The following is a 25,870-nucleotide window of genomic DNA, read 5'->3' on the forward strand; positions in this document are numbered from 1 at the left end:
CGCCCGGAGTCCCCCGCCACGCGCACCTTCGTGGACGACGTGCTCCAGCGCGACGCCGGCCGCGCCGACGCGCGCCCCGTGAAGGACGACGTGGTGAGCGCGCCCGGCACGCGCTACGTGGACTGGCTGGTGCCCGGACTCATCGGCATGAACGTGATGGCCGGCAGCATGTGGGGCATCACGTTCGTCATCGTCCTGGCCCGGCAGCGCCGGCTGCTCAAGCGCTTCGCGGCCACGCCCATGCGCCGCCCGGAGTACCTGCTGTCCTTCGCCCTGGCGCGGGTGGTGTTCGTGCTGTGCGTGGACCTGCCGCTCTTGCTGGGCTTCGCGCGCCTGACGTTCGGCATGCCCATCCACGGCTCGCTCGCGGCGGTGGCGGCGGTGGCCCTGGCGGGGACGTTCGCCTTCAGCGGGCTGGCGTTCCTGTGCGCGTCACGCGCCCGCACCAGCGAGACGGCCGTGGGCCTCATCAACGTGGTGATGGTGCCCATGATGGGGCTGGCGGGCATCTTCTTCGCCTCCAGCCACTTCCCGGACGCGGTCCAGCCGCTCATCCGGGCGCTGCCCCTGAGCGCCATGAACGCCTGCATGCGCGCCGTCATCAACGAAGGCGCGTCGCTGTCCGCGCTGCTGCCGGACCTGGCCATCCTGGGCACGTGGGGCTCCGCGTGCTTCGCCCTGGCCGTGCGCCTGTTCCGCTGGACCTGAGCACTCCTCACCATGTCTTCCGTTTCCCGTCCGCGTTCCACGGCGCCCGTCCTCATGGGGCTCCTCACCGTGCTCTGGGCCGCCTCTCCGCGCGCGGAAGGTCCGCCCGCCTCCAGCGCCATCCAGGCCCGGCGCACGCTCAAGCCCATCCAGCTGGACGGCCGGCTGGACGAGGCCGAGTGGGCGGAGGCGCCGCTGTACGACCGCTTCGTGCAGACCTTCCCGAAGAACGGCGCGGCGCCCAGCGAGCGCACCGACCTGCGCGTCCTCTACGACGACGACAACCTCTACGTCGGCATCCTGGCGCGCGACTCGCAGCCCCAGCTCATCAACCGCCAGTTGGGGCGCCGGGACCGGCCCCCGGAGTCGGACTCCGTCACGGTGATGGTGGACAGCGCGCACGACCACCGCACCGCGTACGCGTTCACGGTGAACGCGGGCGGCATCCTCCGCGACGTCCTCTACTTCGAGGACATCAAGTACACCGAGGACTGGGACGCGGTCTGGGACGGCGCCGCCGCGGACCTGCCGGACGGGTGGTCCGCGGAGCTGGTCATCCCCCTGCACCTGCTGCGCTTCCCGGAGGCGCCCACGCACACCTTCGGGCTCGCGGTGCGCCGGCAGCTGGCCCGCACGCGCGAGGTCATCGACTCCACCCTCCTGCCTCGCAACGACAACGCCTTCGTGTCCCGCTTCGGGCACCTGGAGGGCCTGGAGCGCATCCCCCAACGCAGCGGCCTGCAGCTGACGCCCTACGTGGCCGCGCGCTTCGGCATGAGCCCCCGCTACGCGGACCCGGCGCGGCCCACGCCCCGGCTGGGCTCCCCGTCCGCGGACGTGGGCGTGGACCTGCGCGCGGCGCTCACCAGCGACCTGACGCTCACCGCCACGGTGAACCCGGACTTCGGCCAGGTGGAGGCGGATCAGCTCATCCTCAACCTCAGCACCTTCGAGCAGTTCTTCCCGGAGAAGCGCCCCTTCTTCCTCCAGGGCATGGACGTCTTCCAGCCGGTGGGCGAGTCCTCGCAGACGCTCTTCTACACGCGGCGCATCGGCCTGGAGACGCCCATCCTGGCGGCGGTGAAGCTCACCGGAAACCTCACCGACACGCTCCAGGTGGGCGTGCTGGACGCGGTGGTGATGGGCCCCTCCGCGCCCCGGACGGACGGGGTCGGCGAGGACGGCGAAGCGCCGCCGGACCGGCGCATCCGCTTCCACCCGTCCCGGCCGCTGCACCTGGGCCCCAACAACGAGCTGCCCGCGCAGGCGGGCCCCGCGCAGAACTTCCTCACCGTCGTGCTGCGGCAGCAGCCCGTCACCGGCGTGTCCGTGGGCGGCACCTTCGCGGCGGCGACGCCCCTGTCGGACCTGTGCTCGGGCATCCTGCCCTCCGACCCCGCAGAGCGCGACGCGTGCCGGGTGGCCGGCGGGAACGCGGCGGCGCTGGACTGGGACGTGCGCAGCACGGACGGCGCCTGGGGCGTGCGCGGCCAGCTCACCGGCTCGCGCGTGGCGGGGGGGCCGGCGGGGCGCCCGCTGCGCGACGGCACGCTCCTGCGCCCGGGCGACCTGGGCATGGGGGCGTACGTGAGCGGCGGCAAGCAGGGCGGTGAGCCCTTCCGCTTCGACGTGGGCTACGAGTACCTGTCGCCGCGCCTGGAGCTGAGCACCACGGGCTACCAGCCGACCCAGAACCTCCAGGAGGCCTCCGGCCGGGTGTCCTTCGTGCGGCCCACCGGCTTCGGGCCGCTGCTGGACTTCTCCACCTCCGTGCAGGGCATCACCAGCTGGACGACGGACGGGCGCGGCATCCGCCTCAGCCACAAGCTCACGGTGGGCGCGCTGGCCACGCTGCCCGGCTTCCACGCCGTGGAGTGCGAGCTGGGCCAGCTCACCGGGCGCAGCGACATCCGCGAGATTCCCCTCACCGGCATCCCCTACGAGCGCCCGCCGTACCGGTACGTGGCGTGCTCCGGCTCCACGGACAGGAACCGCGCCCTCTCCTTCCTGGTGGACGGCTACGTGGGCCGCATCTCCGCCCCGGGCCCCCTGCCCTCCAAGACGGGCGGCGGCGGCGCCCTGACGATGACGTGGCGCCCCACGCCGCGCCTGGAGACGCAGCTGACCAGTGAGCTGCTGACCAACCTGGACGGGCCCCGCTACGTGGGGGACGAGGACGGCCGGCTCGTGTTCGGACAGCTGCACCCGCGCGCCATGTCCTTCACGCTGCGCCAGCTGCTGGTGCTCACCCCGCGGCTCACGCTCCAGGCGTACGCGCAGTTCTTCTCCGCGTACGGCCGCTACGGCCCCTTCTTCGAAGGCACCCCGGACGCGAACGGCCGGCTGCCCCTGGCGCGGCTGACGCCCACCACCACGGCGCTGGACCCGGACTTCCACGAGTCCGCGCTCAACCTCAACGCCGTGCTGCGTTGGGAGTACCGGCTGGGTTCCACGCTGTACTTCGTCTACTCACGCGCCCAGACGGAGCTGCCCACCACGCCGGGCACCGCCCAGGTGACCCGCCTGGCGCCCAACCAATTGCTGGACGGCGCCACCACGGACACCTGGCTGCTCAAGTGGTCCCACCAGTGGGGGCTTTGAGACGTCTCAGGTCCGGCGCCCGCCACAGCCCCCTGCCGATGCAAGGGATTGGGCGGGCGCCAGCCCTAAAAACAACTCAGGCGGTGGGGCGCTCGTCTGAATACAGAGAGCCCGCCAGCACATCCATGTTCCGGATGGCGCCGCGAATCTCTTCCAGGAAGGGACGGCTCAGGTCACCCTTCAGGCCATCCGTGCAGAAGCTGGCATAGATCTCATTGATTGCCTTCTGGAGGTGGGTCGCCTTCTCCATGGGGTTGTCCATGGGCTTGCGGAACTCCGCCTCCAGCCGCGCGAAGGCCTTGAGCCCCTGCTCGTCCACCGCCCGCTCGTTGGCCAGCTTCCAGGCGATGTGCTGGAGCCGGTAGTCGGTGTGGAAGTTCTCCGCCAGGAAGCGCAGGTACTTGTTGCGGCGGAAGCGCATGGTCAGGGCCATGCTGGTGTCCATGTACTCGAAGTAGTGCCACATCAGCGCGGGCATGAAGAGCGTCTCGCCGGTGCGCACCACCGCCTGGTAACCCCCGACGTAGCGCACGAAGTTGTCATTCTCCTCCTGGCTGAGTCCTTCCGGGCTGAGCGCGCTGTTGTTACGCATGGGCAGGATCTTCCGCGACGACGTGGGCGGGACCAGCACCACGCGTTTCTCTCCCCAGAGCTGGTACTGGAAGATGTTCTTGTAGTCCGCGTCGAAGTGCATGTGGGTGAAGTTGCCCGTGTTCCCCAGCCACAGCATCGACGTGTACTCGTCGGGCTCCCCCGGGTCCGGATGGCAGTACTCGGGGATGGTGTAGCCCGCCTCCACCTTCTGGATCATCGACCGCGGGACCTCCGCGCAGACCAGCCGGCTGTCAGGGTCCTTTGCCACCATCTCCAGATAGCCGTTCACCGTGCTCTGGTTCTTCCCGATGTCCTCGAAGGTGAAGTCCTTGGAGATGAGCATCGACAGCATACGGGTGAAGTATTCCTCGTGGCCCTCCTGCACCACGACGGGCATGTCCCCCAGTTCCTTGCGGGCGATGTCCAGGCTGGACAGCCGGCTGATGGGCTGCCCGTCGAACAGGTTCGTGATGATGACGGGCTTCTGCTTCCGCACGTACTCGTTGAGGAAGACTTCGCGAGTAGGGGCCTTGATGCGTTCGATGTTCTCGTACATCCGCTCTCCTAGAGGGACCCGGTGTTGGAATTGAAACCTGGATGGTTGTCTTTGGGCCGAAAGAAACCAGTCATCAAGGAATTTACAGGGCTCAAGTATATCAATGCAAGATTTGACAGACACACTTTGACCGTGACACATGAATGCCGTCTTTCAAGCCATACATCGCGTGGAGCCCAACGACATGTCACCGGCGAGCCTGATTGAACTCCTGCGTCTTCGTTCAGCCGAGGCGCCAGGACATCAGGGCTACACCTTCCTGGTGGATGGCGAATCCGAGGAAGCGGCGCTCACCTATGGCGAGTTCGACCGGCAGGCGCGCGCCATTGGCGCGTGGCTCCAGGCGAACGGGGCACGGGGAGAGCGGGCGCTCCTGCTGTTCCCGCCGGGCAACGAGTACCTGACGGCCTTCTTCGGGTGCCTGTACGCGGGCGTGGTGGCGGTGCCGGCGTATCCGCCGGACGTGACGCGCCTCAACCGCAGCCTGCCGCGCCTGGAGGCGATGGTGCGCGACGCGCGGGCGCGCTTCGTGCTCACCACGGAGATGATCCACGGCATGGCCGGGATGCTCTTCGAGCAGGCGCCGGAGCTGGCGGGGCTCACCTGGATGGCCACGGACGCGCTGGCGCCGGGGCTGGAGGACGGCTGGAAGGACCCGGGCGTCACGGGGGACGCGCTGGCGTTTCTCCAGTACACGTCCGGGTCCACGGGCAGCCCCAAGGGCGTGATGCTGACGCACCGCAACCTGCTGGCGAACCTGGCGCTCATCCACCGCGCGTTCGGCCACTCGCGCGACAGCCGGGGCGTCATCTGGCTGCCGCCGTACCACGACATGGGGCTCATCGGCGGGCTGCTCCAGCCGCTCTACGGCGGCTTCCCCGTCGTGCTGATGTCGCCCATCGCGTTCCTGCAGCGCCCCTTCCGCTGGCTCCAGGCGGTGTCGCGCTACGGGGCCACGACGAGCGGCGGTCCCAACTTCGCCTACGACCTGTGCGTCCGGAAGGTGAGCGCCGAGGAGCGCGCGACGCTGGACCTGAGCCGCTGGAAGGTGGCCTTCAACGGCGCGGAGCCCATCCGGCCGGAGACGCTGGAGCGCTTCCACGAAGCCTTCGCGCCGCAGGGCTTCCGCAGGGAGGCCTTCTATCCCTGCTACGGGCTGGCCGAGTCGACGCTCATCGTCACCGGGCACGCGCTGGGCACCGCGCCGGTGACGGACGGTGTGAACCTGGTGGGCTCCGGCCGGGTGCTGGAGGGGAACACGGTGCGGCTGGTGGACGCGCGCACCAGCCGCGAGTGCGCGCCCGGCGAGGAGGGCGAGATCTGGGTGGCGGGCGCCAGCGTGGGCCAGGGCTACTGGGAGCGGCCGGAGGAGAGCGCGCGCGTCTTCCACGCGCGGGTGGAGGGCGCGGGCCCGGACGATGGGCGCTACCTGCGCACCGGCGACCTGGGCGTGCTGCGCGGCGGCGAGCTGTTCGTCACTGGGCGCATCAAGGACCTCATCATCCTGCGCGGGCGCAACCTGTACCCGCAGGACGTGGAGTCCACCACGGTGCGCGTGCACTCCGCGCTGCGTCCGGGGTGCACCGCGGCGTTCTCCGTGGAGCTGGAGGGCGAGGAGCGGCTGGTCATCGTGCAGGAGGTGGACTCGCGCCACGCCGGCACGGACCTGGAGGCGCTGGCCCGGAGCATCCGCGAGGCCGTGGCGCAGTCGCACGACGCACAGGCCCATGACGTGGTGCTCATCCAGGCGGGCTCGCTGCCGAAGACGTCCAGCGGCAAGGTGCAGCGCTACGCGTGCCGTCAGGCGTGGCTCGCCGGGGAGCTGGAGGTGCTGGGGCAGAGCACGCTCCAGGCCTCCGTTCCGTCCGTGCCCACGCTGAGTCCGGAGCAGCTGCTCGCGCTCCCGGAGCCGGAGCGCGCGGCGTTCCTGGAGGCGTCGCTGGTGGACGCGGTGGCGGCGCGGCTGCGCCTTCCCCGCGCGCACGTCGACGCGGAGCGGACGCTCATCAGCCTGGGGCTCGACTCGCTGGCGACGGTGGAGCTCAAGAGCGACCTGGACGCGTGGCTGGGCACGGACACGTCCCTGGCGCGGCTGATGGACGCGGTGAGCCTGCGGGCCCTGGCGCGGGAGCTGGTGGGCACGCTGGGGCAGCGGCCGCTCGCGCCCACGGCGTCGGGGGATGCGCTGGGACGCCACCCTGTGTCCCAGGGACAGAAGGCGCTCTGGCTGGCGCAGCGCCTGGCGCCGGACAGCACCGCGAACCACCTGGCCTTCGCGGTGCGCTTCCACACGCCCGCGGACGTGCCCACGCTGCGCGAGGCGCTGGCGCGGCTGGTGGCACGGCACCCGGCCCTGCGCACCACCTTCCACCTGGAGCACGATGAGCTCGTGCAGCGGGTGGACGCGGCCAATGGCGGCGGGCTCCTGAAGGACGCCTCGCTTCCGCTGGAGGACGCTCCGCTGCGGGACGCGCTGGCCGCGGACGCATCGCGCCCGTTCGACCTGGAGCAGGGGCCGCTCTTGCGCGCCTCGCTGTACGCCCACGCGGGCGGCGGCCAGGTGCTGCTGCTCGCGGCGCACCACCTCATCCTGGACCTGTGGTCGCTGGCGCTGCTCGCGGAGGAGTTGCACGGGCTCTACCCCGCACTGAAGGAGGGACGGGACTCCGCGTCCCCCGCTCCGGCCCTGCGGCCCTCGGACTTCGCCCGCTGGCAGCGCCCGTTCCTGGAGGGCCCGGACGGTGAGCGGCTCTTCTCGTACTGGCACAAGCAGCTGGACGGCGTGCCGGACGTGCTGGAGCTGCCCACCGACCGCGCCCGTCCGGCGGTGCGCGCGTTCCGGGGCGCCGCGTGCACCTTCCGGCTGGACGCGGAGCTGACGCGGCGGCTGCGTGCACTGGCGCGTGAAGAGGGCACGACGCTGTTCTCGCTGCTGCTCGCCGCGTGGCAGGTCCTGCTCGCCCGGCATGCGGGGCAGGACCGCTTCGCGGTCGGCTCGCCCGCGGCGGGGCGCACGCGCTCGGGGCTGGAGGACGTGGTCGGCTACCACGTCAATCCGGTGGCGCTGGTGGCGGACCTGTCCGGGGACCCGTCCTTCCGCGCGCACCTGGGCCGGGTCCGGCGCACGGTGCTGGAGGCGCTGGAGCACCAGGAGTACCCCTTCCCGCTGCTCGTGGAGCGGCTGCGGCGTCCGCGTGACGCGAGCCGGTCTCCGTTGTTCCAGGCGGTGTTCGCCTGGGAGCAGCCGCACCAGCGCGAGGAACTGACCCCGCTGGTGCTGGGCCTGCCTGGCGTGCGCGTGCGCTTCGCGGGGCTGGAGGCGGAGAGCGTGCCGGTGGAGCTGGGCACCGCGCAGTTCGACCTGGCGCTCCAGATGGCGGATGCGCCGAGTGGGCTCGACGGCGCGCTCCGCTACGACACGGACCTCTTCAACGCGGACACTGCGGGACGCATGGTGGCGCGCTTCACGTGCCTGCTCGCGGGCATCGCGGCGGACGCGGACCAGCGCGTGTCGGCCCTGCCGCTGCTGCCGGACGCGGAGCAGGAGCGCGTGCGCACGTTCAGCACGGGAGCGCGGGTGTCCGGGTCCTTCACGCCCGTTCACCACGCCATCGCGGCCCGAGCCGCGCTCGCGCCCGACGCGCTGGCCATCACTGCGGATGGACGACAGTGGACGTACGGAATGCTGGAGCAGCAGGCCCGCGTGCTCGCGCGAAGACTGCGCCAGCTGGGCGTGGGTCCGGACGTGCGCGCCGGTGTGCTGATGCACCGCTCGCCCGAGCAGGTGCTGGCGCTGCTGGGCATCCTCAAGGCGGGCGGCGCCTACGTGCCGCTGGATCCGGACGCACCGCAGGCGCGGTTGGAAGCGCTTCTGGAGGACGTGGGCGCGGCGGTCGTGCTCACGACGCCGGAGCTGCGTTCACGGCTGCCCGCGTCCGTGCGCGTGCTGGACGACGTGACGGCTGCGGCCCACGGCGTGCCGGACACAGTGCTGGACGCCACGCCTGACGCGGATCACCTCGCCTACGTCATCTATACGTCCGGCTCCACCGGGCGGCCCAAGGGCGTGCAGCTCACGCACGGTGGCCTGGCCCACTTCGCGGGTTGGTACCAGCGGACCTTCGCCCTGTCGCCCCAGGACCGGGCCACGCATCTGTCCACGCCGGTCTTCGATGCGTCCGTGCTGGAGGTGTGGCCCGCGCTCATCGCGGGCGCCAGCCTGCACCTGCCCGGCGATGACGTGCGCGCCCTGCCGGAGCGGCTCGTCGAGTGGCTCGCCGCCGAGCACATCTCCCACACCTTCCTCACCACGGCCCTCGCGGAGGGCGTGCTCGGACAACAGTGGCCCCAGACGCTCGCGCTGCGCGAGCTGACCACCGGCGGCGACCAACTGCGTCGGCGGCCCTCCGCGCACACTCCCTTCCGCGTCACCAACCTCTACGGTCCCACCGAAGGCACCGTGGCCGCCACCTTCGCCCCGGTCGGATCCGGGGACGCGGCGTCCGGCCTGCCCACCATCGGCCGGCCGCTGGATGGCATGCACGTGCAAGTGCTCGACGCGTCGCTGCGGCCCCAGCCGCTGGGTGTCGCGGGCGAGCTGTGCATCGGCGGGCCGGGCGTGGCTCGCGGCTATCTGGACCGCCCCGACCTCACCGCTCGCGCCTTCGTGCCGGATCCCTTCAGCACGGTTCCCGGCGCGCGCCTGTACCGGACCGGGGACCTCGCGTGCCTGCTGCCGGACGGCGAGCTCCAGTTCCTGGGCCGGCTCGACCATCAGGTGAAGCTGCGCGGCTTCCGCATCGAGCTGGGAGAGATCGAATCCGTCCTCCAGCGTCACCCGGACGTGCGTCAGTGCGTGGTCGCGGTGCGCGACGAGCCCTCCACAGGCAAGCGCCTCGTCGCCTACGTCGTCGCCACACCGGACGCGGCGCTCACCGGAGCCACGCTGCGCGAGCACGTGCGCCGCGAGCTGCCGGAGGTGATGTGCCCCGCGGCCTTCGTGCTCCTGCCCGCGCTGCCGCTGACCCCCACGGGCAAGGTGGACCGGCAGGCCCTGCCCGCGCCCGAGCTGGAGCGCCCCACGTCCCCGGAGGACACGGCGCCGCGCACCGCCACGGAGCAGAAGCTCGCGGGCCTCTGGACCGAACTGCTTGGCGGAGCCGTGGGCCTGCACGAGGACTGGTTCGCGCTGGGCGGCCACTCGCTGCTGGCCGCGCGGCTGCTCGCTCGTGTGCGCGAGGTGTTCGGGGTGGAGCTGCCCCTGCGCACGCTGTTCGAAGCGCCCACGGTGGCCTCGCTCGCCGCGCGCATCGACGGAGGCGTGCGCGCTCCGGCACGAGGGCCCGCGCTGAAGCACCAGACGGACCGCGCGCCGGAAGCGCCGCTGTCCTACGCGCAGGAGCGGCTGTGGTTCCTGGACCAACTGGAGCCCGGCGACGCGCGCTACCACCTGCCCGCGGCGGTGCGCCTCCAGGGCCCGCTGGACATCGCGGCGCTGCGCCGAGGCCTCGATGAAGTGGTCCACCGCCACGAGGCGCTGCGCACCACCTTCTCCCAGCACCAGGGCCGCGCCACTCAGCGCGTCCACGCCCACGTCCCCTTCGAACTGCCCGAAGTCGACCTGAGCGCACTGTCCCCGGCGGCGCGCGACGCGGAGGTGCACCAGCTCGCGAAGCAAGAGGCCCGCGCTCCGTTCGCGCTCGCCCAGGGCCCGCTGCTGCGCGGCCGTCTGCTGCGGCTGGGCCCGGACGAGCACGTGCTGCTGCTGACGCTCCACCACATCGTCGCGGATGGCGAGTCCGTCGCCGTGCTGCTGCGGGAGCTGGGCGCGCTGTACGCGGCGTTCTCCACGGGCGCCCCTCCGGCGCTCGCGCCGCTGCCGCTCCAGTACATCGACTTCGCGCTGTGGCAGCGGGAGTGGCTGGCGGACGGCGTCCTGGAGCGTCAGCTCACGCACTGGAAGCAACGGCTCGCGGGCGCTCCCAGCGTCCTGGAGCTGCCCACGGACCGGCCCCGGCCCGCGGTGCGGACGCTCGCGGGCGGCCGTCACGAGATCCACCTCCCGGCGGCGCTCGCTGGAGGACTCGCGGAGCTGGGCCGGCGCGAAGGCGCCACGCCGTTCATGACGCTGCTGGCGGCGTTCCAGACGCTGCTGCTGCGCTACACGGGCCAGGACGACCTCGTCGTGGGCTGCCCGCTGTCCAACCGCACGCGAGTGGAAACCGAAGGGCTCATCGGCTTCTTCGTCAACACGCTGCCCCTGCGCACGGACGCCTCCGGCAACCCCACCTTCCGCCAGCTGCTGGGCCGGGTGCGCGAGTCCGTGCTCGCGGCGCACGAGCACCAGGACGTGCCCTTCGAGAAGCTCGTCGAAGCGCTCGCGGTGGAGCGAGACCTGGGCCGCACGCCGCTCTTCCAGGTCGCGTTCTCCTACCAGGACGCGCCCCTGCCCTCCCGCGCCCTCCAGGGGCTGCACCTGACGCTGCTGGAGTCCGAGTCCGCTCCGGCGAAGTTCGACCTGGACCTCGCGCTGGAGCGTGGCGAGGACGGCGGGCTGACCGCGCGCTTCGAATACGACGCGGACCTCTTCGACGCGGCCTCCATCGCGCGCCTCGCGGAGCACTTCCAGGTGCTGCTCTCCAGCATCGCGGCGGCTCCCAATGGCCACGTGGGCGACCTGTCCCTGATGACGGCCGAGGAGCGGCACACGCTGCTCCACGGGTGGAACCCGCGCCCTGTTGCGCCGCCGTTCCACGTCTCCGTGCACGCGCGTTTCGGGGCCTGGGCGGAGCGCACGCCGGACGCGCTCGCGGTGGCCTTCGCGGGCGAGGCGCTCACCTACGGTCAGCTCGAAGCCCGCGCGAACCGGCTGGCCTGGCACCTGCGAGGCCTGGGCGTGGGGCCAGACGTCCCCGTGGTGCTCTGTCTGGAGCGCTCGACCGCGTTCGTCGAAGCGGCGCTGGGCGTGCTCAAGGCGGGCGGCGCCTACGTTCCGCTGGACCCCTCCGCGCCCCCGGAGCGGCTCCAGTCCATCCTGGAGGATGTCCGCGCGCCGGTGCTCCTGGCCTCGCGCAACACCGCCGCACTGACGCTTCCGCCGGACTGCCAGCGCCTGCTCGCGGAGGATGGCTTCGGAGCCGCCGCCGAGCCCGCGCACGCTCTGCCGGAGCTCACGGGTCCGCGCCACCTGGCGTACGTCATCTACACGTCGGGCTCCACCGGCCGTCCCAAGGGCGTGGAGCTGGAGCACGCGGGCCTGGCCCACCTGGTGGACTGGCATCAGCGGACCTACGCGCTGACGCCAGAGGACCGCACGACCCAGGCCGCCGGGCCCGCGTTCGACGCCGCGGTGTGGGAGCTGTGGCCCACGCTCACGGCGGGCGCCAGCCTCCACATCGTGGAGGACGAGGTGCGCGCCCTGCCGGAGCGCCTCGTCGCGTGGCTCACCGAGGAGCGCATCACCCGCTGCTTCCTGCCCACGCCGCTCGCGGAGGCGGTGCTCACGCAGCCGTGGCCCGCGCACGCGGCGCTGCGGACGCTGCTCACCGGCGGAGACCGGCTGCACCGAGGCGCGCCCGAAGGCACACCGTTCCAGCTGATCAACCACTACGGCCCCACGGAGTGCACGGTCGTCGCCACCTGTGGCCCGGTCTCCGCGGGCGCGGTGAACCCGCCCATCGGGCGCCCCATCGCGAGCACCCAAGCCTACGTCCTGGACGCGCGCCAGCAGCCCGTCCCCGTGGGCGTCCCTGGCGAGCTGTGGCTGGGCGGCCTGGGGCTCGCGCGCGGCTACCTGAACGAGCCAGAGCTGACCGCGCGCGCCTTCGTGCCCCACCCCTTCGACGCGCGCGACGGCGCCCGCCTCTACCGCACCGGGGACCGGGTCCGCTTCCTGCCGGACGGAGCGCTCGAGTTCCTGGGCCGCACCGACGCACAGGTGAAGCTGCGCGGCCTGCGCATCGAACTGGGCGAGGTGGAGTCGCTCGCGCTGGAGCACCCCGCCGTGCGGCAGGCCATCGCCACGGTCCGCGAGGACGGGCCCATCGGCAAGCGGCTGGTGCTCCACGCCGTGGTGGCGCCGGGACAGGCGTGCACGGAGGCCGACCTCAAGGCCCACCTGCGCCGCCGGCTGCCGGAGTCCGTGATGCCGGCCGCCATCGTGTTCCTGGACGCGCTCCCGCTCACCCTCAACGGGAAGGTGGACCGGCGCGCGCTGCCCGCGCCGGACATCACGCCCCGCGCGGACGGCGTGGCGCCCCGCGACGCCACGGAGCAGCGGCTGGCGGACATCTGGACGGAGCTGCTCGGGGCGCCCCGGGTGGGCGCCCACGACGACTTCTTCGAGCTGGGCGGCAACTCGCTGCTCGCCACCCAGGTCATCTCGCGCGTGCGCGAGTCCTTCGGCGTGGACGTGCCCCTGCGCAGCGCCTTCGAGGCGCGCACCGTGGCCGCGCTCGCGCAGGTCGTCTCACGGCAGGCGGAAGTCAGGAAGCAGCCCCTCCTCACGGCGCGCGCCCCAGAAGAGGCGCTGCCCCAGGTGGATGGGCTGTCCGAAGCGGAGCTGGACGCACTCATCGCGGAGCTCGAAAGCGGAGAAATCGAATCATGAGTGATGTGAAGCAGTCCTCCGCGTTGGAGGAGAAGCGCGCCCGCGCCCGGGCCCTCATCCAGCAGCGCGCGGCGAAGCCCCGGGCCTTCCCGCCCTCCTTCGCCCAGCAGCGGCTGTGGTTCCTGGACCGGCTGGAGCCGGGCAGCCACCACTACGGCATCCCCTTCGCCGTGCGCCTCAGCGGAACGCTGGAGCGCGGCGCCCTGGAGAAGAGCTTCCAGGAGATCGTCCAGCGCCACGAGTCCCTGCGCACGACCTTCCAGGCCCGTGAAGGCGAGGCCGTGCAGGTCGTGGGGCCCGCGCCCGAGCTGCCACTGCACGTGGTGGACCTGGGCGGGCTGGACGCACAGGAGACCGCGCGCCGCGTGCGCGAGCTGACCGCCGAGGACGTGGCCGCGCCCTTCGACCTGGAGCGCGGTCCGTTGATCCGCTGGAAGCTGCTGCGCCTGTCGGACGCGGAGCACATCCTGCTGCTGTCGATGCACCACATCGTCTCCGACGGCTGGTCCATCGGCGTGTTCGTGCGCGAGCTGGCCGCGCTGTACGCGGCCTTCCTCCAGGGCGCACCCTCGCCGCTGCCGCCGCTCAAGGTGCAGTACTCCGACTTCGCCCGCTGGCAGCGCGACTGGCTCCAGGGCGACGTGCTGGAGGAGCAGCTCGCGTACTGGCGCACGCACCTGGCGGACGCGCCCACCGCGCTGGGCCTGCCCACGGACCGTCCGCGCCCTCCGGCCCAGACCTTCCGCGGCACGCAGCTGCCCCTGGGCGTGTCCCCGGCCGTTACCGCCGCGCTCAACACCCTGTCCCGCCAGGAGGGGGCCACGCTGTTCATGACCCTGATGGCCGCGTGGCTGGTGCTGCTCCAGCGCTACACGCGCCAGGACGACCTCGTCGTCGGCACGCCCATCGCCAACCGCAACCACGCGGAGACCGAGGGGCTCATCGGCTTCTTCGTCAACACGCTGCCCCTGCGCACGAACCTCTCCGGCGACCCGCGCTTCACGGAGCTGGTGGGCCGCGTACGCGAGACGGCCCTGGGCGGCTTCGCCCACCAGGACGTCCCCTTCGAGAAGCTGGTGATGGACCTGCGCGTGAAGCGGGACCTGAGCCGCTCGCCGCTCTTCCAGACGATGTTCGTCCTCCAGAACGCGCCGCTCCAGCCGCTGGCGCTCCCGGGGCTCACGCTGACGAACCTGGACCTGGAGACGGACACCTCCAAGTTCGAGCTCACCCTGACGCTGGTCGAGACGTCCGGCGCGCTGACGGGCTGGCTCGAATACAACACGGACCTCTTCGACGCCTCCACCGCCGACCGGCTGGCGCGGGCCTACGAACGCCTGTTGGAAGGCATCACGGAGGATCCGCGGCGCCGCGTCTCCGAGCTGCCGCTGCTGGACGCGGCCGGCCGTCAGCAGGCGCTGGAGTCCTTCCACCCGCCCCCGGTGCCGCTGTCCCCGCGCCCCCTGCACGTCCTCTTCGAGGAGCAGGCGCGGCGCACGCCGGACGCCATCGCGGTGGAGTGCGAGGACGACCACCTCACGTACGCGGAGCTGGAGCGCCGGGCCAACCGGCTCGCGCACCTGCTGCTCGCGTCCGGCCTGGAGCCCGAGGAGCGCGTGGCGTTGTGCCTGCCCCGCTCGACGGAGGTGCTGGTGTCGATGCTCGCGGTCATGAAGGCCGGTGGCGCCTTCGTGCCGCTGGACGCCGGAGCCCCCGCGCAGCGCCTGGCCCTGATGGTCGCGGAGTGCCGCGCCCGCTACGTGCTCGCGCCCGCTTCGCTCGCGGTCAAGCTGCCGGTGCCGCCGGAGGCGCGCCTGGAGCCCGGCGCGTGGCGGCAGGAAGGCCTGGCGGAGACGCCTCCCGCGCGGACCGTCCACCTGGAGCAACTGGCCTACGTGGTGCACACCTCCGGCTCCACCGGCGTGCCCAAGGGCGTGATGATCGCCCACGCGGGCATCGCCAACCGGATGCTCTGGGAACAGCACGCGCTGCCCATCGGGCCGGAGGACCGCGTCCTCCAGGTGGCCTCGTTCGGCTTCGACGCCTCCATCTGGGAGTTCTTCCGCGCGCTGCTCGCGGGGGCCCGCTCGGTGATGGTGCGTGACGGAGCGCACCAGGACAGCCGCTACATCGCGGACCTCATGGCCCGGCGCGGCGTCACGCAGATGAACGTGGTGCCGTCGCTGCTGCGCGTGGTGCTGGAGGAGCCCCGCATCGCGGACTGCCATGCGCTGCGCACGGTGGTCTGCGGAGGCGAGGCGCTGACCACGGACCTGGTGGACCGGCTGGCCGAGCACACCTCCGCGACGCTCTTCAACTTCTACGGCCAGACGGAGGTGTCCATCGACGCCACGTGGTTCACCTGCGCGCCCGGCATGGCGCGCAAGGCGGTGCCGCTGGGCCGGCCGCTGGGCAACATGAAGATGCACGTGCTGGACGCGCGCGGACAGCCCGTTCCCCCGGGCGCGCCCGGCGAGGTGTACCTGGGCGGCCCGGGCCTCGCGCACGGCTACTTCCAGCGGCCGGACCTGAGCGCGGAGCGCTTCGTGCCGGACCCCTTCGGTCCTCCGGGCTCGCGCCTGTTCCGCACCGGCGACCTGGCCCGCCAGCTGCCTGACGGCGAATTGGAGTTCCTGGGGCGCGGTGACCACCAGGTGAAGATCCGCGGCGTCCGCGTGGAGCTGGGCGAGATTGAAGCGGCGCTCCGCCAGCACCCCGCCATCCAGGACGTGGTGGTGCTCGCGCGCGAGCAGGCCGTGGAGCCCGAGCCCGCCGCGATGGATCCGCGCCTGCTCCCGCTGGAGCCGCCCGCGCGCGGCCCGTCCCCCCATCCCCTGCCCTGACCCTCACCCCCCGAGGAGTAGACACGCCATGCAACGCACCAACCTCCAACTGGCCTCGCAGCACCCGTCATTGGTCCCACAGCCCCAGTCGCAGCCGGTGGTCTCCTCGCACACCGAATGGGATCCGCTCGAGGAGGTCATCGTCGGCGTCGCGGACGGCGCCACGGTGCCCTCGTGGCACGTGACCCTCAAGTCGACCATGCCCCGCAAGCACTGGGGCTTCTTCCAGGAGCACGGTGGCAAGCCCTTCCCCCAGGACATGGTGGACGCGGCCAACCGCGACCTGGACGAGTTCGCGCACATCCTGGAGGCCGAGGGCATCCGCGTCCGCCGCCCCGAGCGCGTCTCGCACGCGAAGCCCTTCTCCACGCCGGACTGGCACTCGCCGGGCGGCCTCTACACGGCGATGCCGCGCGACCTGCTGCTCGTCGTGGGTGACCACCTCATCGAGACGCCCATGCCGTGGCGCTCCCGCTATTTCGAGGTACATCCCTACCGGAAGCTATTGAAAGAATACTTCCAGGCGGGCGCGCGGTGGACCTCCGCGCCCAAGCCGCAGCTGACGGACGAGTCGTTCGACGACACCTGGGAGGTGCCGGGTGACGACGAGCCCATGCGCTACGCCCTCACGGAGTTCGAGCCGCTCTTCGACGCGGCGGACTTCGTGCGCTGCGGCCGGGACCTCTTCTACATCCGCAGCCACGTGACGAACGCATTCGGCGTGGAGTGGCTGCGGCGGCACCTGGGCAGCGAGTACCGCATCCACGAGCTGAAGTGCCGGGACACCAAGCCCATGCACATCGACACGACGTTCATGCCGCTGGCGCCCGGCAAGCTGCTGGTGAACCCGGAGCGCGTGGACGAGCTGCCGCGGATGTTCAAGTCGTGGGACATCCTCCGCGCGCCGCCGCCCTGCGCGTCGGACGACCTCATCCTCTACTTCAGCGGCAAGTGGCTGAGCATGAACATCCTCATGCTCGATGAGCAGCGCCTCGTCGTGGACAAGAACGAGCACACGCTGATCCGCGCGTTCAAGGACTGGGGCTTCAAGCCCATCACCTGCAACTTCACCAACTTCTACCGGCTGGGAGGCTCGTTCCACTGCGCCACGCTCGACGTGCGCCGCCGTGGCGTCCTCCAGTCCTACTTCTGAGCCAGGGCCGCGCGCGCTGCATCCGCCCTTTTCCCGCCGACACACTTCCCCAGGACCGCTCCAACATGTCGTCCACGCACCACCGGCTCTCCGAATCCCCTTCCGAACAGCGTGAACCGCCGGCCCGAAACCTGGCGCGGGAGGACGCCCCCGCGGCGCCCTCCCGGGAGCTGGTGGCCTACGTCGTCCCTCGACCGGGCCAGACGGCGCCCACCGTCGAGGAGCTGCGCGGCTTCCTCAAGGAACGGCTGCCGGAGTCGCTCATCCCGCAGGCGTGGATGCTGCTGGAGTCACTGCCCCTCACGGTCAACGGCAAGGTGGACCTGCACGCGCTGCCCGCGCCCCTGCGCCCCCAGGCGGCGCAGGCCTTCCTGCCGCCCCAGGGCGCGACGGAGGAGCTCATCGCCGGCACCTGGGCGAGCCTGCTGCGCGTGCCCCGCGTGGGCCGGCACGACAACTTCTTCGAGCTGGGTGGCCACTCGCTGCTGGCCACCCAGGTGATGTCCCGCCTCAATTCCGCGCTCGGCACGGAGCTGCCGCTGCGCATCCTCTTCGAGTCGGCCACCGTGGCGGGGCTCGCCGCCCGCGTGGACAGCGCGCGCGCCGAGGCTTCCGGAGATGCCCTGCCGCCGCTGCTCCCCGCGCCGCGGGACACGCCCCTGCCGCTGTCCTTCGCGCAGCAGCGGCTGTGGTTCCTCGACCAGCTGGAGCCCGGCCTCACCGCCTACAACGTCGCGGGCGCGGTGCGGCTGTTGGGTCCGCTGGACGTGCAGGCCATGGCGAAGAGCCTCCAGGCGCTCGTGCAGCGCCACGAGACGTTGCGCACCACCTTCGCGCTGGTGGACGGCCAGCCCGTGCAGCGCGTGCACCCCACGGTGGAGGTGCCGGTGCACGTGGAGGCCCTGTCCGGCGCCAGCGAGGACGCCGTGCGCCAGCGCGTGGAGGATGAGGCGCGCCGTCCCTTCGACCTGGCCACGGGTCCGCTCCTGCGCGCGCGCCTGCTGGACCTGGGCGGCATGGAGCACGTGCTGCTCGTCACGATGCACCACATCATCTCCGACGGCTGGTCCATCAGCGTCTTCGTGCGCGAGCTGGCCGCCTTCTACGGCGCCTTCACCTCCGGGCAGCCCGCGTCGCTCGCGCCCCTGGCCGTGCAGTACGGAGACTTCTCCGTGTGGCAGCGCCAGTGGATGCGCGGCGAGCGGCTGGACGCGCAGCTCGCGTATTGGAAGCAGCAGCTGGCCGGAGCGCCGCCTTCGCTGGAGCTGCCCACGGACCGGCCCCGTCCGGCCGCGCAGCGCTACCGGGGCGCGCGCCACGCCTGGAAGCTGGGCAAGGCGCTGACGGACGCGCTCCAGCAGCTGTCGCGCCGCCAGGACGTGACCCTCTTCATGACGCTGCTGGCGGGCTTCAACGCCCTCTTGGGCCGCTACGCGCGCACGGAGGACGTCGTCATCGGCAGCGCCATCGCCAACCGCGGCCACGTGGAGACCGAGGGGCTCATCGGCTTCTTCGTCAACACGCTGGCCCTGCGCACGGACCTCTCCGGCGACCCGCGCTTCGTGGAGCTGCTGGCCCGCGTGCGCCAGACGACGCTGGGCGCCTACGCCCACCAGGACGTCCCCTTCGAGAAGCTGGTGGAGGCGCTGCAACTGCCGCGCGACCTGAGCCGCCCGCCCCTCTTCCAGGTCATGTTCGCGCTGCAGAACATGCCGCCGCCCCGCCTGGAGCTGGACGGCCTGACGCTGACGCCGGTGGACGTGGAGACCGGCTCCGCGCAGTTCGACCTGACCTTGAGCCTCACCGAGGACAAGGACGGCCTGGTCGCCTGGTTCGAATACAACACCGACCTCTTCGACGCGGCCACGGTCCAGCGGCTCGCGGGCCACTACCAGACGCTGCTCGAGGGCGCCGCGCGCGACCCGCGCCAGCGCCTCTCCCGGCTGCCGCTGCTCACCCCCGCGGAGAACCAGCGCCAGCTGCTGGATTGGAACCGCACGGACGTGCCCTGGCGGCGCGACGAGTGCTTCCACGAGGTCTTCGAGGCCCAGGTGGACCGCACGCCGGACGCCATCGCGGCCACATGTGAAGGCCGCAGCCTCACGTACCGGGAGCTGGACGCGCGGGCCAACCGGCTGGCGCACCACCTGCTCGCCGCGGGCGTCTCCACGGACCGCATCGTCGCGCTCTTCCTGGACCGGGAGCTGGAGTTCCTCATCGCCATGCTCGCCGTGTGGAAGGCGGGTGGCGCGTACGTGCCCATCGACCCGGCCCTGCCCCGGCACCGGCTGCGCTCCGTGGTGGAGCAGAGCCAGTGCGTGATGCTGCTCACGGAGGAGCGCCACCTCGCGGACGCCCGGGACATCGCCTCCGGCCGCCCCGTCGCGCGGGTGACGGAGCTGCTGGAGCAGGACGCGCCCTGGACGCGCCCGGACGTGCACGTGCCGCCGGAGGCGCTCGCCTACGTCATCTTCACCTCGGGCTCCACGGGCATGCCCAAGGGCGTGATGATTGAACACGTCGGGATGCTCAACCACCTGCGTGCGAAGCAGCACACGCTGGGCATCACCGCGAAGGACGTGGTGGCCGAAATCGCCACGCCCAGCTTCGACGTGTCGGTGTGGCAGTTCGTCTGCGCGCTGCTCGTGGGCGCGCGCACGGCCATCTTCAAGGACGAGTCCGCGTGGGAGCCGGTGCAGTTGCTGGCCAGGATGCGGGACGAACGGGTCACCGTCCTGGAGACGGTGCCCACGCACATGCGCATCATGCTGGAGGAGATGGAAGCCAACCCCGGCCGCTACGACATCTCCGGCATGCGCTGGTTCATCGTGAACGGTGAGCCGCTGCTGCCGGAGCTGTGCGCGCGCTGGTTCAAGCTGTGGCCGGGCGTGCCCATGGTGAACGCCTACGGCGCCACGGAGGTCTCCGACGACAGCGCGCACTACCCCATGCTGTCCGCGCCCTCCATGCACTGGGCCAGCCTGCCCATCAACGGCACGCTGCCCAACCTCCAGGCATACATCCTGGACACCTTCCTCCAGCCGGTGCCCATCGGCGTCGCGGGGGAGATGTACATCGGCGGCGTCGGCGTGGGGCGCGGCTACCTGGGAGACCCCTTCAAGACGGCCCGCTCGTTCGTGCCGGATCCGTTCGCCACGGAGCCCGGCCAGCGGCTGTACCGCACCGGCGACCTGGTGCGCTTCCTGGAGGACGGCAGCATCGAGGTGCTCGGCCGCATCGACCACCAGGTGAAGATCCGCGGCTTCCGCATCGAGATTGGCGAAGTGGAGTCCGCGCTCGCCCAGCACCCGGGCCTGCGGGACTCGGTCGTCATCGCGCGCGGGGACAAGGGCCACGCGAAGCGGCTGGTGGCCTACGCCGTCCTCAAGGAGGCGGAGGCCGCCACGCCGGCCGCGCTCGCGGAGTACCTGGGCAGCCGGCTGGCGGACTACATGGTGCCGTCCGCCTTCGTGCTGATGGACGCGCTGCCGCTGTTGCCCAACGGCAAGGTGGACCGCAACGCGCTCCCCGCGCCGGGAGAGGGCGACCTGGGCTCGCTCACCGCCTACGTGGCGCCCCGCACGCCGCTGGAGCAGCGGGTCGCGGACGTCTGGGCGGACCTGCTGGGCCTGCCCCGCGTCGGCGCGGAGGACAACTTCTTCGCGCTCGGCGGGCACTCGCTGGTGGCCATCCAGTCCAACGCGAAGCTGCGCGCCCTCACCGGCGTGGAGCTGTCCGTGCGCGACCTCTTCGAGGGCCAGACGGTGGCGCGCATCGCGCAGCGCATCGAGGCATTGCGGAGCGTCCCCACTGACGGCGCCACACCGGCGGTGGCGCTGCCGCCCCTGCGCAGGCTGGAGCCGAGGGCGCACTACCCGCTGGCCACGTACCAGTTCCCCGAGTGGTACATGCACGAACTGGAGCCGGACAGCCCGTTCTACAACGTGTGCATCGGCGACCTGGTGCTCACCGGCGACCTGGACCTGGACGCCTTCACCCGCGCCTGGCAGACGCTGGTGGACCGTCACGACATCTTCCGGCTGCACTTCGGCTACGTGGACGGCCAGCCCGTGCAGTACGTCCGCCCGCACGTGGCCGTCACCCGCGAGTCGCTGTACCTGGACCGGCGCGACGTGCCGGACGCGGACTTCCACGCGGAGGTGCAGAAGCTGGCGCGGAAGCACAGCGGGATGTCGCTCGACTTCGAGAACGGCCCGATGTTCCACGTGAAGCTCGCGCACTTCTCCGGCGGCCGCTTCCTCGTCCTCTTCCTCGTCCACCACATCATCTGGGACGAGACCTCCACCATGAACCTGGCGCGGGAGCTGAGCGAGCTCTACAACGCCTTCCGCGCCGCGCGCGCCCCGCGCCTGCCGGAGCTGCGCCTGGGCTACGTGGACTACGCCGCGTGGATCCACGACGCCGTGGCCTCCGGCGCCCTGGAGCCCCAGCGCCGCTACTGGCTCCAGAAGTTCGCCACCCTCCCGCAGCCCCTGGAGCTGCCGCTCGACTTCCCGCGCCCCGCCTTCCAGACGTTCAACGGCGCGGAGGTCCACCGCGTCATCCCGAAGGAGCGCAGCGCCGCCATCGACGCCTTCGCCCGCCGGCACCACACCACGCTCAACATCGTCTTCCTCTCCGCGCTGCACGCGCAGCTGCACCGGCTGAGCGGACAGCGGGACTTCGTGGTGGGCACGCCCATCGCCAACCGCGATGACGAACGCGTGGCGCCGCTCCTGGGCCTCTTCGCCACCGCGCTGCCCATGCGCTGCACGGTGCGACCGGGCATGACCTTCCAGCAGCTGCTGGAGGACACGCGCCAGACGGCGGCGGAGGCGTATGACCACCACGTCTATCCCAGCGTGCTGGCCATCCAGGAGCTGAACCCGGACACGGACCTGTCGCGCAACCGCCTCTTCTCCGTGATGTACGGACTGCAGAACAACAAGCTGCGGCTCGCCGACGAGGTCCGCTTCGACGGGCTCCAGCTGGAGTTCCTGCGCGGCATCGAGGTCGCCGAGAGCGAGACGTCCAAGTTCGACCTCACGTACATCGTGGACCACGTCGCCCAGGGCGTCATCGTCCGGCTCAACTACAACACCGACCTGTTCAAGGCCGCGACCGCGGAGCGGATGCTGGAGCAGTACCTCTCGCTCGTCGAACAGCTGGTGGCGGACCCCACCCGCGCGCTCGCGGACTACCGGATGCTGTCCACGACGTCGGAGCAGCGGCTGCTGCACGCGTTCAACGACACGGCGCTGCCCTACGACGCGGACACCGGCGTGCACCGCCTGGTGGAGGCGCAGGTGGAGCGCACGCCGGACGCGGTGGCGCTCTCCTGGGAGGGCGGACACCTCACGTACCGGCAGCTGGACCAGGAGGCCAACCGCTGGGCCCACCACCTGCGTGCGCACGGCGTGGGCCCGGAGGACCGGATCGGCGTGCGACTGGAGCCGTCACCGCGGCTGGTGCTCGCGCTGCTGGCCGTGCTCAAGGCGGGCGCCGCGTACGTGCCCGTCAGCCCGGAGCATCCGGAGGAGCGTCAGGCCCAGGTGCTCGACACCGCCGGAGCCCGGCTGCTCATCACCGAGGGGCCGCTGTCCACAAGCCTCCAGCGCCCGGGGCTCACGGTGCTCTCCATGGACGCGGAGCGCGCAGCCGTGGCGTCCCGGCCCTCGACCTCTCCGAAGGGCTCACGGGGGGGGCGGGCCCTGGCCTACGTGCTGTTCACGTCGGGCACCACGGGCGTGCCGAAGGGCATCGAGATCGAGCACCGGGGCATCGCCAACGTCGTCGCCTCCACCCAGCGGGATTACGCGCTGGACGCGAGCGACTCGGTGCTGCTGCTCACCTCGTTCACGTTCGACCCGTTCGTGCTGGACCTCTACTGGCCGCTGACCGTGGGCGCGCGCGTGGTGATTCCGCCGCACGCCGCGGCCCGCTCGCCCCAGCACCTGGCGGAGGTCGTGCGCCGTGAGTCCATCACCCTGTTCCAGTGCGTGCCCCTGATGCTGGGGGAGCTGGTGGACGCGCGGCGTGCCGGGCGCATCCCGGAGCTGCCGTCGCTGCGGCGGGTCCTCTCCGGCGGCGCGTACCTGCCACGCGAGCTGCGCGACGCGTTCCTCGCGACGTTCCCCGCCCGCCTGGCGAACCACTACGGCCCCACGGAGGTCACCGTGGACGCCAGCCGCTTCGACTGCGCGCGGCCGGTGGAGGGCGACATCGTTCCGCTGGGCCGGCCCATCGCCAACACGCGCCTCTACCTGTTGGATGAAGCACTGCGCCCCGTGCCCTTCGGCGTCACCGGCGAGCTGTACGTGAGCACGCCGGGGCTCGCGCGCGGCTACCTGGGCGACCCGGCGCGCACCGCTCGCGCCTTCCTGCCAGACCCCTTCGGCCAGGAGCCGGGCGCGCGGATGTACCGCACGGGAGACCTGGGCCGGTACACCGAGGCGGGCGACGTCGAGTTCATCGGCCGCGTGGACAAGCAGGTGAAGGTCCGCGGCAACCGCGTGGAGCTGGAGGAGATTGAGGCCCGGCTCGCCGCGCACCCGGCGGTGGCGGGCTGCATCGTGCGGCACGCGAAGAAGCCCGGCGGCGGCGACGGCCTGGTGGCCACCGTGGAGCTGCACGAGGCCGCGAGCACGCTCCAGGGCGAGGGCCTGCGCTACCGGATGTTCACGCTCGCCCAGCGCCCGGAGCTGAAGCGGGCCATGGACGACCTGCACGTGGGCGCGTGGCCGGACTTCTTCGCGGGGGACACCGTCCTGCGCGAGTTCTGGCCAAGGCTCGCGGAGGAGTTCGCCGCGCACCAGTTCGCGCTCGTCGATGAGGACGACGCGGTGGTGGCCGCAGGCAACGCGCTGCCCATCCGTTGGGACGGCACCCGCGAGGGCCTGCCCGCGGGCTGGGACGCGGGGCTGCGGCAGGGCTTCGAGGACGCGGCGCGCGGCGTGCCCGCCGACACGCTGATGATCCTCACCGGCGTGGTGGCCGAGGACGCCCTGGGCCGGGGGCTCGCCACGCTCATCCTGCGGGGCTTCAAGGCGCTGGCGCGCGCTCACGGGCTGGGCCGGGTGGTCGTCCCCGTGCGGCCCACGGGCAAGGCGTCGCGCCCGGACCTGTCGTTCGAACAGTGGTGCCACGCGCGCCGAGAGGACGGACAGCTCCAGGACCCGTGGCTGCGCATCCACGAGCGCGTGGGCGGCCGGATGCTCCACATGGAGTCGCGCTCGCAGTACATCCGCGCGGACCTGGCCTCGTGGGAGCAGTGGAGCGGCCAGCGGCTCACCGCGTCCGGCGAGTATGCGCTCCCGGGCACCATGCAGCCGGTGACGGTGGACGTGGAGCGGGGCTTCGCCGAGTACCACGACCCGAGCGTGTGGATGGAGCACCCGCACGCGGAAGGTGAGTCCGCCGCGTGGCAGCTCCTGGACGGCGCCCGGCTCCAGGACTTCCTCGCGAAGACGCTGCCGGACTACATGCTGCCGGAGCGCTACCAGTTCGTCTCGCGCCTGCGCCGCAACCTCAGCGGCAAGGTGGATGAGCGAGCCCTGCCCCCGGCCTTCGGTGACGAAGGTCCCGCCGCGCCGATGGTCGCGCCCCAGACGCCGCTCCAGGAGCGGCTCGCGGAGCTCTGGAAGGACGTGCTGGGCCTGCCCAACGTGGGCATCCACGCGGACTTCTTCGAGCTGGGCGGGCACTCCATGCGCGCCCTCCAGTTGCTCGCGCGAATGACCGACCAGTTCGGCGTGACGCTGGGTCTGAGGCAGCTGCTCAAGCACCGCACCATCCACCGCCTGGAGAAGCTCGTCGGCGAAGCCCTGGCCACGACCCAGGACGTGGCCGAAGCCCCCATCGCGGCCGTGCCCGTGGTGCAAGCGGCCCCCGCGCTCTCCGCCGAGGGCCGAGGCGAAGCCGTGGGCCACCACGGTGAGCTGCTCCAGGGCGTGTTCCGCGACGCGGACGGGCGGCTGCACCGGGGCCTGCTGTCACTGCCCTGCGGCATGCTGCGCTCGGATGCGCGCTTCCAGCTCACGTCCGACGCGGGGCTCACCGTGGAGCCCTCGTGGAAGACGAAGGCGGCGCGGGCCGCGGCGCTCACATTGGAGTGGGCGGGCGTGGAGCCGCGCGGCGGGCACCTGGTGGTGCACAGCAACATCCCCGTGGGCTGGGGGCTGGGCTCCTCCACGAGCGACGTGGTGGCCACCATCCGCGCCGTGTCCGCGGCGTTGAACCGGCCGCTGACGCCGGAGGACACCGCGCGGCTGGCGGTGAAGGCGGAGACGGCGTCGGACTCCACCATCTTCGGCAACAGCGCGCTGATCTTCGCTCATCGAGAGGGCGTGGTGCTCGACCGCTTCAGCGGCGAGGTGCTCGACCTGCGCGTGGTGAGCATCAACCTGGACCCCGGGGGCAAGGGCGTGGACACCCTGGCCCACGCGCCCGCCCGCTACGACAGCGAGGAGATCGAGCAGTTCCAGCGCCTGCGTGCCTCGCTGGAGCGGGCGCTCGCGACGGGGGACTACCGGCTGCTGGGTGAGGTGGCCACGACCAGCGCGCGCATCAACCAGCGCTTCCTGCCCAAGCCCCACTTCGACCTGCTGCTGGAGGTGATGGAGGCCTCAGGAGCGGTGGGGCTCCAGGTGGCCCACAGCGGAACGGTGGCGGGCCTGCTCTTCGACCCGAGCAAGCCCGACGTGGAGGCGCGGCTGTCGAAGTGCCAGGCGCTCCTGGCGGAGCGGGGCCTCCCCGACACGTGGCGCTTCTCCAGCCACGACCGGAGCAGGCCCGCCTCCGCCTGACAC

Annotated in this window: 7 protein-coding genes; 6 read left to right on the top strand and 1 reads right to left on the bottom strand. The window is 71.9% G+C overall.

The genetic code is table 11. The annotated features are described in order from the left end of the window. Both D7V80_RS09355 and D7V80_RS09360 read left to right on the top strand, forming a co-directional pair. A partial coding sequence (locus D7V80_RS09355; protein ID WP_147447031.1) for an ABC transporter permease occupies window positions 1-708 on the top strand: 708 nt, incomplete at its 5' end. A 12-nt stretch (window positions 709-720) separates the two neighbouring features. Further along, window positions 721-3,309 (top strand): DUF5916 domain-containing protein, encoded by a 2,589-nt coding sequence (locus tag D7V80_RS09360; RefSeq protein WP_120587828.1) that lies wholly within the window; start codon window positions 721-723, stop codon window positions 3,307-3,309. Window positions 3,310-3,385: 76 nt separating this feature from the next. Here the strand turns inward: D7V80_RS09360 and D7V80_RS09365 are convergent, their stop codons facing one another. Next, window positions 3,386-4,459, bottom strand: coding sequence for a cupin-like domain-containing protein (locus D7V80_RS09365; RefSeq protein WP_158616583.1), 1,074 nt, complete (start codon window positions 4,457-4,459; stop codon window positions 3,386-3,388). A 184-nt stretch (window positions 4,460-4,643) separates the two neighbouring features. On the opposite strand from D7V80_RS09365, the gene D7V80_RS09370 reads away from it, so the two are divergent. The 4 genes from D7V80_RS09370 to D7V80_RS09385 all read left to right on the top strand — a co-directional run bounded on the left by D7V80_RS09370 (window position 4,644) and on the right by D7V80_RS09385 (window position 25,867). After that, window positions 4,644-13,067: a non-ribosomal peptide synthetase gene (locus D7V80_RS09370; RefSeq protein WP_158616584.1), complete on the top strand. Its 8,424-nt coding sequence runs from the start codon at window positions 4,644-4,646 to the stop codon at window positions 13,065-13,067. Further along, the gene (locus D7V80_RS09375) at window positions 13,064-15,910 is read left to right on the top strand and encodes an amino acid adenylation domain-containing protein (protein ID WP_120587831.1); all 2,847 of its coding nucleotides are present in this window, start codon (window positions 13,064-13,066) and stop codon (window positions 15,908-15,910) included. The genes D7V80_RS09370 and D7V80_RS09375 overlap by 4 nt, the downstream gene beginning before the upstream one ends. A gap of 28 nt (window positions 15,911-15,938) precedes the next feature. Next, window positions 15,939-17,063 carry an inosamine-phosphate amidinotransferase 1 gene (locus D7V80_RS09380; protein WP_199738461.1) on the top strand — a complete coding sequence of 375 codons (1,125 nt, stop codon included), beginning with the start codon at window positions 15,939-15,941 and terminating at the stop codon, window positions 17,061-17,063. 65 nt (window positions 17,064-17,128) lie between these two features. Further along, window positions 17,129-25,867, top strand: a complete 8,739-nt coding sequence (locus D7V80_RS09385) for a non-ribosomal peptide synthetase (RefSeq protein ID WP_120587832.1) — start codon at window positions 17,129-17,131, stop codon at window positions 25,865-25,867. Window positions 25,868-25,870: the final 3 nt, after the last annotated feature.

This window comes from Corallococcus sp. CA054B (assembly GCF_003611625.1).
In the GTDB taxonomy this organism is placed as follows: Bacteria; Myxococcota; Myxococcia; order Myxococcales; family Myxococcaceae; genus Corallococcus; species Corallococcus coralloides.